This window comes from Modestobacter sp. VKM Ac-2986, assembly GCF_026967795.1.
Taxonomy (GTDB): domain Bacteria; phylum Actinomycetota; class Actinomycetes; order Mycobacteriales; family Geodermatophilaceae; genus Modestobacter.
Genome location: NZ_JAPVBH010000001.1, coordinates 728,779 through 742,634 on the forward strand (window position 1 = coordinate 728,779; position 13,856 = coordinate 742,634).

Annotated in this window: 16 protein-coding genes; 11 read left to right on the forward strand and 5 right to left on the reverse strand. The window is 74.7% G+C overall.

All coding sequences use genetic code 11. The features are described 5' to 3' along the window. The first annotated feature begins 9 nt into the window (after positions 1–9). The 9 genes from O2W14_RS03570 to O2W14_RS03610 all read left to right on the forward strand — a co-directional run bounded on the left by O2W14_RS03570 (position 10) and on the right by O2W14_RS03610 (position 9,185). Positions 10–1,572: a uroporphyrinogen-III synthase gene (locus O2W14_RS03570; protein ID WP_269174714.1), complete on the forward strand. Its 1,563-nt coding sequence runs from the start codon at positions 10–12 to the stop codon at positions 1,570–1,572. Beyond that, positions 1,569–2,567 (forward strand): porphobilinogen synthase, encoded by a 999-nt coding sequence (gene hemB / locus O2W14_RS03575; protein WP_269174715.1) that lies wholly within the window; start codon positions 1,569–1,571, stop codon positions 2,565–2,567. The genes O2W14_RS03570 and hemB overlap by 4 nt, the downstream gene beginning before the upstream one ends. An 80-nt stretch (positions 2,568–2,647) precedes the next feature. Then, entirely contained in the window at positions 2,648–4,015 is a 1,368-nt protein-coding gene (gene hemL, locus O2W14_RS03580) for a glutamate-1-semialdehyde 2,1-aminomutase (protein WP_269174716.1), read from the forward strand. Positions 4,016–4,088: 73 nt separating this feature from the next. Beyond that, entirely contained in the window at positions 4,089–4,724 is a 636-nt protein-coding gene (locus O2W14_RS03585) for a histidine phosphatase family protein (RefSeq protein WP_269174717.1), read from the forward strand. Further along, positions 4,717–5,298, forward strand: a complete 582-nt coding sequence (locus tag O2W14_RS03590) for a TlpA family protein disulfide reductase (RefSeq protein WP_269174718.1) — start codon at positions 4,717–4,719, stop codon at positions 5,296–5,298. Before O2W14_RS03585 ends, O2W14_RS03590 begins: the two co-directional genes overlap by 8 nt. Before the next feature lies 1 nt (position 5,299). After that, on the forward strand, positions 5,300–6,124 hold the full coding sequence (locus O2W14_RS03595; protein ID WP_269174719.1) for a cytochrome c biogenesis CcdA family protein: 825 nt from the start codon (positions 5,300–5,302) through the stop codon (positions 6,122–6,124). 52 nt (positions 6,125–6,176) lie between these two features. Then, complete coding sequence (gene resB, locus O2W14_RS03600; RefSeq protein ID WP_269174720.1) at positions 6,177–7,811, forward strand: cytochrome c biogenesis protein ResB; 1,635 nt, start codon at positions 6,177–6,179, stop codon at positions 7,809–7,811. After that, complete coding sequence (gene ccsB / locus O2W14_RS03605) at positions 7,808–8,761, forward strand: c-type cytochrome biogenesis protein CcsB (RefSeq protein WP_269174721.1); 954 nt, start codon at positions 7,808–7,810, stop codon at positions 8,759–8,761. Before resB ends, ccsB begins: the two co-directional genes overlap by 4 nt. Positions 8,762–8,897: 136 nt before the next feature. Next, entirely contained in the window at positions 8,898–9,185 is a 288-nt protein-coding gene (locus tag O2W14_RS03610; protein WP_269174722.1) for a hypothetical protein, read from the forward strand. Positions 9,186–9,319: 134 nt separating this feature from the next. Here O2W14_RS03610 and O2W14_RS03615 read toward each other — a convergent pair whose 3' ends face one another. Beyond that, positions 9,320–9,544, reverse strand: coding sequence for a hypothetical protein (locus O2W14_RS03615; protein ID WP_269174723.1), 225 nt, complete (start codon positions 9,542–9,544; stop codon positions 9,320–9,322). A 51-nt stretch (positions 9,545–9,595) separates the two neighbouring features. Here O2W14_RS03615 and O2W14_RS03620 point away from each other — a divergent pair, with 51 nt between their 5' ends. Further along, a complete protein-coding gene (locus O2W14_RS03620; RefSeq protein ID WP_269174724.1) occupies positions 9,596–10,111 on the forward strand; it encodes an Lrp/AsnC family transcriptional regulator in 516 nt (171 codons plus the stop codon). Next, a complete protein-coding gene (locus tag O2W14_RS03625) occupies positions 10,104–10,421 on the forward strand; it encodes a DUF4229 domain-containing protein (protein WP_269174725.1) in 318 nt (105 codons plus the stop codon). Before O2W14_RS03620 ends, O2W14_RS03625 begins: the two co-directional genes overlap by 8 nt. Here the strand turns inward: O2W14_RS03625 and O2W14_RS03630 are convergent. The 4 genes from O2W14_RS03630 to O2W14_RS03645 are packed head-to-tail and all read right to left on the reverse strand — an operon-like array spanning position 10,414 to position 13,735. Next, positions 10,414–11,283, reverse strand: coding sequence for a 1,4-dihydroxy-2-naphthoate polyprenyltransferase (locus O2W14_RS03630; RefSeq protein WP_269174726.1), 870 nt, complete (start codon positions 11,281–11,283; stop codon positions 10,414–10,416). The genes O2W14_RS03625 and O2W14_RS03630 overlap by 8 nt on opposite strands. Then, entirely contained in the window at positions 11,283–12,443 is a 1,161-nt protein-coding gene (gene menE, locus O2W14_RS03635; protein WP_269174727.1) for an o-succinylbenzoate--CoA ligase, read from the reverse strand. The genes O2W14_RS03630 and menE overlap by 1 nt, the downstream gene beginning before the upstream one ends. A 37-nt stretch (positions 12,444–12,480) precedes the next feature. Beyond that, positions 12,481–13,050 carry a hypothetical protein gene (locus tag O2W14_RS03640; protein WP_269174728.1) on the reverse strand — a complete coding sequence of 190 codons (570 nt, stop codon included), beginning with the start codon at positions 13,048–13,050 and terminating at the stop codon, positions 12,481–12,483. Beyond that, positions 13,043–13,735 (reverse strand): CDP-alcohol phosphatidyltransferase family protein, encoded by a 693-nt coding sequence (locus O2W14_RS03645; protein WP_269174729.1) that lies wholly within the window; start codon positions 13,733–13,735, stop codon positions 13,043–13,045. The genes O2W14_RS03640 and O2W14_RS03645 overlap by 8 nt, the downstream gene beginning before the upstream one ends. Between the last annotated feature and the right edge of the window lie 121 nt (positions 13,736–13,856).

The window sequence follows — 13,856 nt, forward strand, 5'->3', positions numbered from 1 at the left end:
GAGCACGCGATGACGCGCTCACGCAAGAACGGCACCGGCAAGGGCATGGTGGTCTTCGTCGGCGCCGGTCCCGGTGACCCCGAGCTGCTCACCACCCGGGCGAGCGCGGCGATCGCCGGCGCCGACACGGTGCTGGCCGACCCCGACGTCTCCGTCGCCGTGCGCGAGGCGCTGCTGGAGGCCCACCCCGACCTCGAGCTGAGCATCGTCTCCGGCGAGCCGGCCGAGGTCGCCAAGAGCGCCGTGGCTGGTGCCAAGAACGGCAACGTGGTGGTCCGGCTCGTCGCCGGCGACCCGTTCACCAGCGACGCCGTGGTGAAGGAGGCGCTGGCGGTCACCCGCACCAGCGTCCCGTTCGACGTCGTCCCCGGTGTGGCCGTGGGCACCGCCGTCCCGGCCTACGCCGGCGTGCCGCTGGGCGCGGGCTCGGTGCACGCCGACCTGCGCGCCGTCGACGCCGACGCGCCCGAGCGGCTGGCCGCGCTGGCCGCCGCTGCCAACGGCACCGGCAGCCCGCTGGTGCTGCAGGCCGCGGCCGAGCAGCTGACGACCATCGCCGCCGGCCTGGTCGAGGGCGGGCTGTCCGGCAACACCCCGGTCGTCGTCACCACCGAGGGCACCGGCACGGCGCAGAAGAGCGTGGCCGCCAAGCTGTCCGCGGTGGCCGAGAAGTCCGCCGGGGTCGACAGCCTGACCGGTGCGGTCGTGGTCACCGTCGGCGCGGCCGTCGACAAGCGCGCCAAGCTGTCGTGGTGGGAGAGCCGCCCGCTGTTCGGCTGGCGCGTGCTGGTGCCACGCACCAAGGAGCAGGCCGGCGACATGAGCGAGCGGCTGCGCGCCTACGGCGCCGTGCCGGTCGAGGTCCCGACCATCGCCGTCGAGCCGCCGCGCAGCCCGGCCCAGATGGACCGCGCCGTCAAGGGCCTGGTCACCGGCCGCTACGGCTGGATCGTCTTCACCTCCACCAACGCCGTCCGCGCGGTGCGGGAGAAGTTCACCGAGCTGGGCCTGGACGCCCGCGCCTTCGCCGGGGTCAAGGTGGCCTGCGTGGGCCAGCAGACCGCCGACGCGGTGCGCGAGTTCGGCATCGTGCCCGAGCTGGTCCCGACCGGTGAGCAGTCCAGCGAGGGCCTGCTGGCCGACTTCCCGCCCTACGACGACGTGTTCGACCCGATCGACCGGGTGCTGCTGCCCCGCGCCGACATCGCCACCGAGACCCTCGCCGCGGGCCTGAAGGAGCGCGGCTGGGAGATCGACGACGTCACCGCCTACCGCACCGTCCGGGCGGCGCCGCCGCCGGCCGCGGTCCGCGAGGCGATCAAGGGCGGTGGCTTCGACGCGGTGTGCTTCACCTCCTCGTCCACCGTGCGGAACCTGGTCGGCATCGCCGGCAAGCCGCACGCCCGCACCGTCGTCTCGGTGATCGGCCCGGCCACCTCGGCCAGCGCCGTCGAGTTCGGCCTGCGCGTGGACGTGCAGCCCGAGACCGCCGCCGTCGGCCCGCTCGTCGACGCGCTCGCCGCGTTCGCCCAGGCCCGCCGGGCCGAGGCGGAGGGCGAGGCCTCGAAGTGAGCTCGCTGCAGGGAGGCGCGAACCCCGGTTTCGCGCGGGGACGCCGGCTGCGCTCGACCCCGGCCATGCGCCGGTGGACGGCGCAGACCCGGGTGTCCCCGGCCGACCTCGTGCTGCCGGTGTTCGTCAAGGAGGGCATCTCCGCCCCCCAGCCGATCAGCTCGATGCCCGGCGTCGTCCAGCACACCCGGGACTCCCTGCGGCAGGCCGCCCACGAGGCGGCCGAGGCCGGGATCAGCGGGCTGATGCTGTTCGGCATCCCGGCCGAGAAGGACGCCGTCGGCTCCCAGGCCGACGCGGCCGACGGCATCGTCAACGTCGCGCTGCAGGACCTGCGCGCCGACCTCGGCGACGAGCTCGTGCTGATGGCCGACCTGTGCCTGTGCGAGTACACCGACCACGGGCACTGCGGCGTGGTCACCCCGGCCGGCGTGGTCGACAACGACCCGACCCTGGACCGCTACGCGGCGGTCGCGATCGCCCAGGCCCAGGCCGGGGCGCACGTGATCGCCCCCAGCGGGATGATGGACGGCCAGGTCGCGGCGATCCGGGCGGGGCTGGACTCGCGCGCGTTCACCGAGACGCCGATCCTGGCCTACGCGGCCAAGTACGCCTCCGGCTTCTACGGCCCGTTCCGCGAGGCCGCCGAGGGCGCGCCGCAGTTCGGCGACCGCTCGACGTACCAGATGGACCCGCCGAACACCGCCGAGGCGCTGCGGGAGGTCCGTCAGGACCTCGCCGAGGGTGCCGACGCGGTGATGGTCAAGCCGGCCGGGCCCTACCTGGACATCGTCGCGGCGGTGGCCGGTGCCGTCGACGTGCCGGTCGCGGCCTACCAGGTGAGCGGTGAGTACGCGATGGTCGAGGCGGCCGCCGCGAACGGCTGGATCGACCGCGAGCGCGCCGTCCTCGAGACGCTCACCGCCATCCGCCGGGCCGGCGCCGGTTCGGTGCTGACCTACTGGGCGGTCGAGGCCGCCCGCTGGCTCCGCTGATGGAGGACCCTGGGTCCCCCCGCGCCGGGGGACCCAGGGTGTGCCACCGGGCACACAGCTGACCCTGGGAGAGTGGGACCGTGACTGAGTCGTACCCGTACGAGGCGCCCGCGTCGGCGCAGCTGTTCGAGCGAGCCCGACGGGTCACCCCCGGCGGCGTCAACTCCCCGGTCCGTGCCTTCAAGGCCGTCGGCGGCACCCCGCGGTTCATGGCCTCCGGTTCAGGTCCGTGGATCACCGACGCCGACGGCCGGCGCTACGTCGACCTGGTGTCCTCCTGGGGCCCGATGATCCTGGGCCACGCCCACCCCGAGGTCGTCGCCGCGGTCACCGACGCCGCCCGGCGCGGGTTCACCTTCGGCACGCCCACCGCCGCCGAGGCCGAGCTGGCCGAGGAGATCGTCGCCCGGGTCGCACCCGTCGAGCGGGTCCGGCTGGTCAACTCCGGCACCGAGGCGGTGCTCTCGGCGATCCGGCTGGCCCGCGGCTACACCGGCCGGCCGGTCATCGTGAAGTTCGCCGGCTGCTACCACGGACACGTCGACGCGCTGCTGGCCTCGGCCGGGTCCGGCGTCGCCACCCTCGGCCTGCCCGACACCCCCGGCGTAACCACCGGCGCGGCCGCCGACACCGTCGTCCTGCCCTACAACGACGTCGCCGCGGTCGAGGCCGTCTTCGCCGAGCGCGGGTCCGAGATCGCCTGCGTGGTCACCGAGGCCGCGGCCGGCAACATGGGCGTCGTCCCGCCGCTGGACGGGTTCAACGCCGCACTCCGCCGCATCACCGCCGCGCACGGCGCGCTGCTGCTGGTCGACGAGGTGATGACCGGCTTCCGGGTCACCGGCGCGGGCTGGTACGGCCTGGACCCCGTGGACGCCGACCTGTTCACCTTCGGCAAGGTCATGGGCGGTGGCATGCCGGCTGCGGCCTTCGGCGGCCGCGCCGACGTCATGGACCACCTGGCCCCCTCCGGGCCGGTCTACCAGGCGGGCACCCTGTCCGGGAACCCGGTCGCGGTGGCCGCGGGCCTGACCACGCTGCGGCTGTGCACTGACGAGGTCTACGAGCGCTGCGACTCCGTGGCCGCCGTGCTGCGGGGCGCGGCCAGCGCCGCGCTGTTCGCCGCCGGGGTCCCGCACCGGGTCCAGCAGGCCGGCTCGATGTTCTCGGTGTTCTTCGTCCCCGACGAGCGCCAGGTGCGCGACTACGAGGACGCCCGCACCCAGGACGTCGCCGCGCACGCCGCCTTCTTCCACGCCATGCTCGCCCGCGGCGTCTACCTGCCGCCCTCGGCCTTCGAGTCGTGGTTCGTCAGCGCCGCGCTGGACGACGACGCCGTCGAGCACGTGCTGGCCGCGCTGCCGGCCGCCGCGCAGGCCGCCGCGGCCGCCGCCGGGGGAGCGCCGGTCTCCGCCGAGGCGCGCAACCCGGAGGAGCTGCAGCCGTGAGCGAGCGTGCGAGCGAACCGATGTGCACCGCAGCTGCGCGAACGCGCACGACGAGCGCCAGCGAGGAGAGCTCGTGAGCGAGCAGACCGTCGTCCACCTGATGCGGCACGGCGAGGTGCACAACCCCGCCGGCGTGCTCTACGGCCGCCTGCCCGGCTACCGGCTGTCCGAGGCCGGCGAGGGCATGGCGCGCACCGTGGCCGAGTGGTTCTCCGCCCGCGACGTCACCCACCTGGTCGCCAGCCCGCTGGAGCGCGCCCAGCAGACCGCCCAGCCGATCGCCGACACCCTCGGGCTGTCGATCGCCACCGACGAGCGGCTGATCGAGGCCGGCAACTCCTTCGAGGGCAAGACCTTCGGGGTCGGGGACGGGTCGATGAGGCACCCGGAGAACTGGTGGCGGCTGCGCAACCCGTGGAAGCCGTCCTGGGGCGAGCCGTACCGCGAGATCGCCGCCCGGATGATCGGCGCGATCGCCACCGCCCGCGATGCCGCCCGCGGCCACGAGGCCGTCTGCGTGAGCCACCAGCTGCCGGTCTGGACCGTCCGGCTGCACCTGGAGGGCCGCAGCTACGCCCACGACCCGCGCAAGCGGCAGTGCGGGCTGGCCAGCGTCACCTCGGTCACCTACGACGGCGACCGGATGGTCGGGCTCACCTACGCCGAGCCGGCCGGGGCCACCGACCCGGATGCGGTGCCCGGTGCGTAGTCGGCTGGCCGGGCTCGCCGCGGTGGCCGCGGTCGCGCTGCTCGGCGGGTGCACCAGCGGCTCGGACGCCGTCGACGTCAACAACGGCGGGGAGTTCCGGTTCGTCGCCGGCACCCCGGCCGCGCAGGTGATCCCGGACACCGAGCGGGCCAGCGCCCCGGAGTTCTCCGGCACGCTGCTCACCGGTGAGACGTTCAGCTCCACCGAGCTCGCCGGGGACGTCGCGGTGCTCAACTTCTGGGGCTCGTGGTGCCCGCCCTGCCGGGTGGAGACCCCGCAGTTCCAGCAGGTCTACGACGAGGTCCGCGACGACGGCGTCCAGTTCCTGGGGCTGAACGTCAAGGAGACCGACCAGCAGTTCGCCGACGCGTTCGTGGCGGACGAGGGCATCACGTTCCCCTCGCTGTACGACCCCAAGGGGCGCGTGGCGCTGGCGTTCCGCGACTACCCGGCCGACCGGATCCCGTCCACGATCGTCCTGGACCGGCAGGGCCGGGTCGCGGCGGTGTACACCGGTGAGGTGCGCCAGGACGACCTGCGCGCGGTGCTGGCACGGCTGACGGCGGAGGCCTGAGATGGTCGAGGGGATCACGGACCTGATCAGCGACGGTCCGTTGCTGGTGGCCGCAGCGGTCGCCGCGCTCGCCGGGCTGATCAGCTTCGCCTCGCCGTGCGTCCTGCCGCTGGTCCCCGGCTACCTCTCCTACGTCACCGGCCTGGTCGGCAGCGGCGCCCGCACCGCGGCCCCTGCGCCCGCACCGGCCGGCGGCCCGGTCGCCACCGCCGTCCGGACGACGGACGAGCGCTCCACCCGCGGCCGGATGGTGCTGGGCGCGGTGCTGTTCGTGCTGGGCTTCACCGTCGTGTTCGTCGCGATCAGCAGCGCGTTCGGCGGGCTGGGCCGGCTGCTGCTGCAGTACAACGACGAGATCACCCGGGCGATGGGCGTGGTCACCATCCTGGTCGGGCTGGGCTTCCTGGGCTGGCTGCCGTTCCTGCAGCGCACCGCCCGGCTGCAGGCCCGCCCCGCCGTCGGGCTGGCCGGCGCCCCGCTGCTGGGCATCGTGTTCGGCCTGGGCTGGACCCCGTGCCTGGGCCCGACGCTGGCCGCCGTGCAGAACCTGGCCTTCAGCGAGGCGACCCCCGGCCGCGGCGCGTTCCTCGGCCTGGCCTACTGCCTGGGGCTCGGCGTGCCGTTCGTGCTCGTCGCGCTGGGCGCCCGCTGGGCGGTCGGGGCGATGTCGTTCCTGCGCCGCAACGCCGGCACCGTCACCCGGGTCGGCGGCATCGTGCTCATCGTGGTGGGCCTGATGCTGGTCACCGGCGCCTGGACCGAGCTCATGGGGTGGCTGCGCAGCTGGCTGGCCAGCAGCGGCCTGGCGGAGTCCGCGCCGCTGTGACCGCCCTGCCGCTCCCGGCCACCCACCTGACCGACGCCTGCGAGGAGGCCCGGTGACCACCACCGCCCCACCCCGCCCGGCCTCGCCGGCCACCCCGCCGTCCCGGCCCTCACCCGGGCGCCGGGTGCTGGCCCGGCTGCTGCGCTGGTGGCGGCAGCTGACCGCGATGCGCACCGCGTTGATGCTGCTGTTCCTGCTGGCGGTCGCCTCGATCCCCGGCTCGCTGCTGCCCCAGCGCTCGCTGTCGCAGACGAACGTCAACCGGTACTTCGCCGAGCACCCGACCCTGGCGCAGTGGCTGGACCGGCTGTTCCTGTTCGACGTCTTCAGCTCGCCGTGGTTCGCCGCGATCTACCTGCTGCTGTTCATCTCCCTCATCGGCTGCGTGGTGCCGCGGGCGATCGAGCACGGCCGCTCGCTGTTCACCCCGCCGCCGCCGGCGCCCCGGCACCTGCAGCGGCTGCCGGAGAACGCGACGCTGCCCACCGCGCTCGCCGGCCCGGCCGCCCTCGACGTGGTCGAGGAGGAGCTGCGGGTCCGCCGCTTCCGCGTCGTCCGCCGCGAGGGCAGCGGCGGCCCCGAGGTGTCAGGCGAGAAGGGCTACCTGCGCGAGACCGGGAACGTGCTGTTCCACCTGTCGCTGCTGGCCCTGCTGCTCGGCCTGGCCGGCGGCAAGATGTGGGGCTACGAGGGCAGCATCCTGGTCACCGAGGGCCAGGGGTTCTGCAACTCCGCCCAGCAGTACGACACCTACTCCGCCGGGCCGCTGGTCAGCGGCGGTGACCTGACCGGGCTCTGCGTGGACCTCGAGGACTTCGAGGCGCAGTACGAGCAGGACCTCACCGCGGCCTCCTTCACCGCCGACATCCGCTACGACGTCGACGGCGGCGAGTCCATCGCCAGGACGATCGGGGTCAACGACCCGCTGCGCACCCACGGTGACCGGGTCTACGTCACCGGACACGGCTACACCCCGGCGTTCAGCATCACCCGCCCGGACGGGACGGCGTTCACCGACCTGTCCGCCCCGTTCCTGCCCTCTGACCAGGGCACGATGCTCAGCCAGGGAGTGCTCAAGGTCCCCGACCTGGGCGCCGGGTCGACCGAGCAGTTGGCCGTCGAGGGCTTCTTCGCCCCGACCGGCGTGCTGCAGGCCGGGCTGCTCACCTCGGTCGACCCGCGGCCGCTGAGTCCGCAGGTCGGCATCAACGTCTACACCGGCTACCTGGGTCTGGACTCCGGCCTGCCGCAGTCGGTCTACTCCCTCGACCAGGACCTGATCGACCGGGGCGCGCTGACCCGGGTCGGCCGGGCCAACCTGGCCGTGGGGGAGTCCACCACGCTCCCCGACGGGACCGTGGTCACCTTCAGCGGCTTCAAGGAGTTCGCCGCGATCCAGGTCTCCCACGACCCGGGCCAGGTGTACGTGCTGGGCGCCTCGATCGCGGTGCTCGCCGGCCTCCTCGGGATGCTGCTGGTGCGCCGCGAGCGGGTGTTCGCCCGCGTCGTCCCGGGCCCCGACGGCGGGGGTACCGTGCTGTCCATCGGCTCGCTGACCCGGGGGAGTGCCGACACCGGGCCCCGTTTCACCGCGCTCACCGACGACGTCGGTGCAGCGCTGGCCACCCGTGCGGCCCAGCGACCGGCCGCCGCACCACCACTCTCCGAGGAGGCTCCGCCGTCGTGATCGACGAGTCGCTGGCCAGGATGTCCGACACGTTCTTCACGATCACGGTGGTCGTGTACTCGCTTGCGGTGGTGGCGTTCTGCGCCGAGCTGGCCTTCGGGCGCCCCGCCCGCAGCCGCCAGCTGGTGGGTGCCGGCGCCCCGGTCGAGGGGTCCTCCGCCGCCGACCCGGCCGCCGAGCCCTCCCGGGCCCGTCGCCTGGGCGCGGTCGGCATGCTGCTCACCGGCCTCGGGGCGCTCGCCCACGCCGCCTCCATGGTCACCCGTGGCATGGCGGCCGACCGGCTGCCCTGGGGCAACATGTACGAGTTCTCGACCGTCGTCGTGCTCGTCGCCGTGCTGTCCTACCTGGCGCTCGCGGTGCGCGCCCCGGAGCTGCGGCACATCGGCGTCTTCGTCATGGGCCCGGTCGTGGTGGCCCTGGCCCTGATCCGGATGGTGCTCTACGTCGAGGCCGGCCCGCTGGTGGCCGCGCTGCGTTCCTGGTGGCTGGCCGTGCACGTCTCGACCGCCACGCTGGGCTTCGGCATCTTCTTCGTCAGCGGCATCGTCAGCTTGCTGTACCTGGTCCGCAGCCGTCGCGACGAGCGCGCCGCCTCCGGCGCGGTGACGGCCCCCTCGCTGCTGGACCGGCTGCCCTCGGCGGCCGTGCTCGACCGCACCGCACACCGCACCGCCGTCTTCGGCTTCCCGATCTGGACCTTCGCCGTCATCGCCGGTGCCATCTGGGCCGAGAGCGCCTGGGGCCGGTTCTGGGGCTGGGACCCCAAGGAGACCTGGGCGTTCATCGCCTGGGTCGTCTACGCCGCCTACCTGCACGCCCGGACGACGTCGGGCTGGCGTGGCCGCCCCTCGGCGTGGATCAACGTCGTGGGCCTGGCCGTCATGGTCTTCAACCTGCTGTACGTGAACTTCGTGTCCACCGGTCTGCACAGCTACGGCGGCGTCTGACCACTGCCGAGTGAGGCGAGCACCTCACTGGCAGTCACGAACGGGTGAAACGAGACCGCGCGGTACGTCCGGGACGGGCCGCTGGCGGGCGGTCCGTGTCATCCTGACGGCATGACTGAAGGCGGTGTTGTTCACGGTGGGTAAGCACTCAGCTGACGACGGAGCCGGCATCGACCCGTTCGTGGCGGCCGCGCTCGCCCAGCGCCCCGCCCCGGTGGAGCCGGCCGCACCGCGGCACGCCCCCGGGCTGGTCCCCGTCGGCGCCGACGGCACGAGCGGCCTCGGCTGGCCCGGCGACCCGGCCGACGGCACCGGGCTGGGCTGGCCGGCCCGCGACACGGACGCGGTGGAGCAGCGCCCCGCCCGCCGCCGCGGGGGCTGGCGTCGGCTGTTCGGCGGCGCACGACAGGACAGCGCGGCCTGATGTAAGGACCCCGCTGCCCCCCACCACTCGCAGGCTCGTGGTGGGACCCTGCAGCGGGGCCGAGGGACCGCAGGACGCGACGAGCCGTCAGCCCGGTGGGCTGACGGCTCGTGCTGCGTACGGGGGGCCGGCGTCTAGCTGAGGCTGCCGTCGTCCCTGCGGGTCCGGCGCTCCAGCTCCCGGATGAAGTCCGGGTCGTCGTCGGGGGCGATCATCCGGGTCGGCCGTTGCGGCCGGGGGGCGCGCGGGCCGCTCCCCGGCCGTCCGGAGCCGCCTGGACCGCCACCCGGGGCAGAACCTGCACGCATCACCAGCACGACCGCGACCACCGCGATCACCATCAGGACCAGGAAGACCATCCGGCCACCCCCCTCATCTCCCCCAATGTACGACCGCGGCGATACTCGGGGGTGGGGATCGCACCGCCCGTCCGGGCGGGACCCGCACAGCAGCGCCCCGGCGGGCGCCCCGAGGAGCCGGAGGCCGACATCGACGCGGTGGACGAGCAGCTGGTCGGGCTGCTGCGGGCCAACGGCCGGGCCAGCTACGCCGAGCTCGCCCGCCAGGTGGGGCTCTCGGCCCCCTCGGTGCACGAACGGGTCGGCAAGCTGGAGGCCGCCGGGGTCATCACCGGCTACCAGGCGGTCGTCGACCCGGCCACGGTCGGCCTGGGCGTCACCGCCCTGGTCGGGGTGATCGAGAGCGACCAGGTCGACGACACCGGGCTCGAGCAGGCGCTCGCCGAGCTGCCGTCGGTGGAGGACTGCTGGCGGGTCGCCGGCAGCGAGGGTTACGTGCTCAAGGTCCGGGTCCCCGACATCCGGGCACTCGAGGACACCATCAGTGCGTTGAACAGGATCAGGGGCGTCGCCCGCACCCGGACGACCGTCGTCCTGTCGACCAAGTGGGAGGGCCGTCATGGCTGAACCGATCAAGGCCGCACCCGCCGAGACCACCGGAGCGACCCCGGTGCTGGGGGAGAAGCCCCAGGTGGGGAAGTGGCTGGCGGTCTACACGCTGGGCCGGCTGGCCATCGCCGCCGCGCTGATCGCCCTGCTGTGGGTCCTCGGCCTGCCGGGCACCCCGGGCTTCCTCTTCGGCGTGCTGCTGGCCATGCCGGTCGCCTACCTGGTGCTCGCCCCGGTGCGCACCCGGCTGACCACCGCGCTGGTGGTCCGCGCCGAGCAGAAGGAGCGCCTCCGCACCGAGCTGCGCGGCGGCGACGACCTCAGCTGAGCGCGAGGCCGAGGGCCAGCAGGACGCCGGTGGCCAGGGTCAGCTGACCGGTGGCCTTGAGCGTGCCGATCAGCACCGGGCCCCGCCCGCCGCCGAGCACGGTGCGCACCGGCGGCACGGCGAGCGGTGCGGCGAGCAGGCCCAGCAGCGCCCACGGCCGCTCGACCCCGATCGCCACGATGCAGGCGAACGCGACGACCAGCAGCCCGGTGTAGGCGATCCGGGTGCGGGCCTCGCCGAGCAGGACCGCGAGGGTCCGCTTGCCGACGGCGGCGTCCCCGTGCACGTCGCGCAGGTTGTTGACCACCAGCAGCGCGACCGACAGCAGACCGATCGGGACGGCGGCGGCGAACGCCAGCCCGTCGAGGCTGCGGGTCTGGCCGAACGTCGTCCCGACCACGGCGACCAGGCCGAAGAAGACGAAGACGAACACCTCGCCGAGCGCCCGGTAGCCGTAGGGGATCGGCCCCCCGGTGTAGGTCCAGGCCGCCAGGATCGACACCGCACCGACGGCGACCATCCACCAGCTGGAGACCGCGGCGAGCGCCAGCCCGGCCAGCCCGGCGACGGCGAAGGCGATCATCGCCGCGACCAGCACCTGCTGCGGCGTCGCGGCGCCGGAGCCCACCAGCCGCATCGGCCCCACCCGGACGGCGTCGGTGCCGCGCTTGCCGTCGGAGTAGTCGTTGGCGTAGTTGACCGCGACCTGCAGCGACAGCGCGACGACGAGGGCCAGCAGCGCCGGTCCGAGCCGGAAGCCGTCGAGGGCGGCGGCGACGCCGGAGCCGACGAGGACGGGGGCGAGCGCGGCGGGCAGGGTGCGGGGACGGGCACCCTCCAGCCACTGGGCGGGGGTGGCCACTACAGGTCTCCTCGGGCGAGCGTCTCGGTGACGGAACGGCGGTCGGGCTTGCCGGTGTGCAGGGTGGGCACGGCGTCGATCAGGGTGAGGGCACGCGGGGCGGCGGCGGCGCCGAGCCGGCCGGCCACCCAGGGCCGCAGCTCGGCGAGGTCGGGCACCGCGCCGGGCGCGGGCACGACGGCGGCGACCACGCGCTGCCCCCAGGTCGGGTCGGGCAGCCCGGCCACGACGGCGTCGGCGACCGCGGGGTGCTCGCGCAGCACCGCCTCGACCGCCTGTGGGGACACGTTGACCCCGCCGCTGATCACGACGTCGTCCAGCCGGCCGTGCACGGTGAGGGTGCCGTCGGCGGCCAGCGAGCCGGCGTCCCGGGTGGCGAACCAGCCGTCGCGAAAGGCCGTACCTGTGCCGGCCGGGTCGAGCCGGTAGCCGTGGGCGAGCACCGGTCCGGCCAGCTCGATGCCCTCGCGGATGCGCACCGAGACCCCGTCCAGCGGCACCCCGTCGTAGACGCAGCCGCCGGCGGTCTCGCTCATCCCGTAGGTGGTGCGCACCGGCACCCCGGCGGCCCGCGCCGCGTCGAGCAGCCCGGCGTCGGTGGCCGCCCCGCCGACCAGCACCGCGGCGAAGGACGCCAGCACCTCGGGCTCCTCGGCCAGGTACCGCCGCAGCTGGGTGGGCACCAGCGAGGTGTAGCGCCGGTCGCCGTCGGGCAGCCGGTTGACCGCGTCGGCGAGCCGCTCGCCACGGGCCAGGACGGCGGGCTCGCGGCCGGCCAGCGCACTGCGCACCAGCACCTGCAGCCCGCCCACGGCCGAGGTGGGCAGCGCCAGCAGCCAGCTGCCCGCACCGCCCAGCCGGTCGAGGGTGGCCGTGGCCGAGGCGCGCAGCGCGGCCGAGGAGAGCAGGACGCCCTTCCTGCCGCCGGTCGAGCCGGAGGTGACGACGACGACGTCGGTGCCCGGCTCCAGCGTCTCGTCGGGCCGCAGCACGGCGCGGGCCGCCTCGGCCGGACCCGGGCCGGCGGGCAGCACGGCGAGCGGGGCGCCGCCGTCCAGGGCGCGGCGCAGGGCCGGCCAGACGGTGGTCAGCACGGTGCCGGCGGCCTCGGGGGGCGGCGCGGGCACCAGGGCCAGCTGCCGCGCGCTCGGGACCACCACGAGGAGTCAGGCTACGGCGCGCCCCGGCCGGTCCCGCTCAGAACAGGTCGGGCACCAGGTCGGGCACCAGCGCCAGTGCCACGAAGCGGACGGTGCGGCCGGCCAGGCAGGTGACGATGAACGCCTTGAGGCTCATCCGCGACGTCCCGGCGTAGAACGCGATGGCCAGCAGCGGCGGGATGCCGACCGAGCCGGACAGGAACACCACCGCCGGGCCCCAGCGGCCCGACAGCAGCCGGACGCCGAGGGAGTTGACCCGCTTGAGCCAGCGGCCGACCGGCCGGAGCGCCCGCTTCACCGGCCCGCCCGGCGGCTGCTCACCGGCCTGCTCGGCGGCCTCGATCGCCGCGGCCTCCCTCGCGCCGCGCTCCCGCAGCCGGGTCAGCCAACGCGAGCTGGTGGCCCCGCGGGCGGTGGAGAACAGCAGCACCTTGCCCACGGTCTGGCCCACCGCGGCGGCGACCGCGCCGGCGACGGCCACGGTCTGGGTGTTCTGCACGGCCAGGCCGATGACGTAGGCCTCGACGGGCAGGAACGGCGTGACGGCCGAGACCGCGCCGACGAGCAGGCCGAGCGCGACGAGGCCGATCGTGCCGGCATCAGGCACCGGCGGGCATCCCCTGCGGCACGTGCGGGGTGTCCTTCGGGACGGTCAGCCGCAGCACCCGGTTCAGCGACCAGAGCTTGATGACGAGCACGGTCGAGGCGGCGACGAGGGCGATCCACTGCTGGTCGGGCAGCACGACCAGCAGGGTGATCAGCAGGGTCGTGTTGGTGACCTTGGCGACCACGTGCCAGTTGAGCGTGTAGGCCAGCGGGTCGATCAGGTGGAAGTAGTTCGGGGACAGCACCGGCCAGCGCATGGGCAGCAGCGTCAGCGGCAGGTCCACGATCACGAACTGGAACAGGAACACCGCGATCGGCCAGGGCGCGTCGACGAACTGCAGGAACACCAGGGCGCAGCTGATGCAGTTGATCCGGTCGCAGATGACGTCGAAGTACGCGCCGAACCGGGTCTCCTGGTGCTGGAACCGGGCGATGTTGCCGTCGGCGGAGTCGCCGATCCAGTAGGTGAGGTAGGCGGCCAGCAGCAGCGGCCACGAGTGCGCGACGGACGCGGCGACGACCAGGCCGAGCGAGGCCACCGTCCGCAGCACGGTGACCGCGTTGGCGGCGTTGAGCAGCACCCGCGGGTCCTCGCAGCCGCAGCCGCGCACCCCGCACCGCACCGGGCCACCGGGGTACCGCGGCGAGCGGTCCGCGGCGGGCGGGTGCCCCGTCCGAGCTGCCACAGCGACCTCCGGGTGGTTCGACGTGCACGGGACCGGGGCCGACGAGCCCGCAGCCGGGGGGAACGGTAGGGCACCCGGGTGCACGGCACACCGATCGTGCGCCAGGACGCCGGTCGTGGCG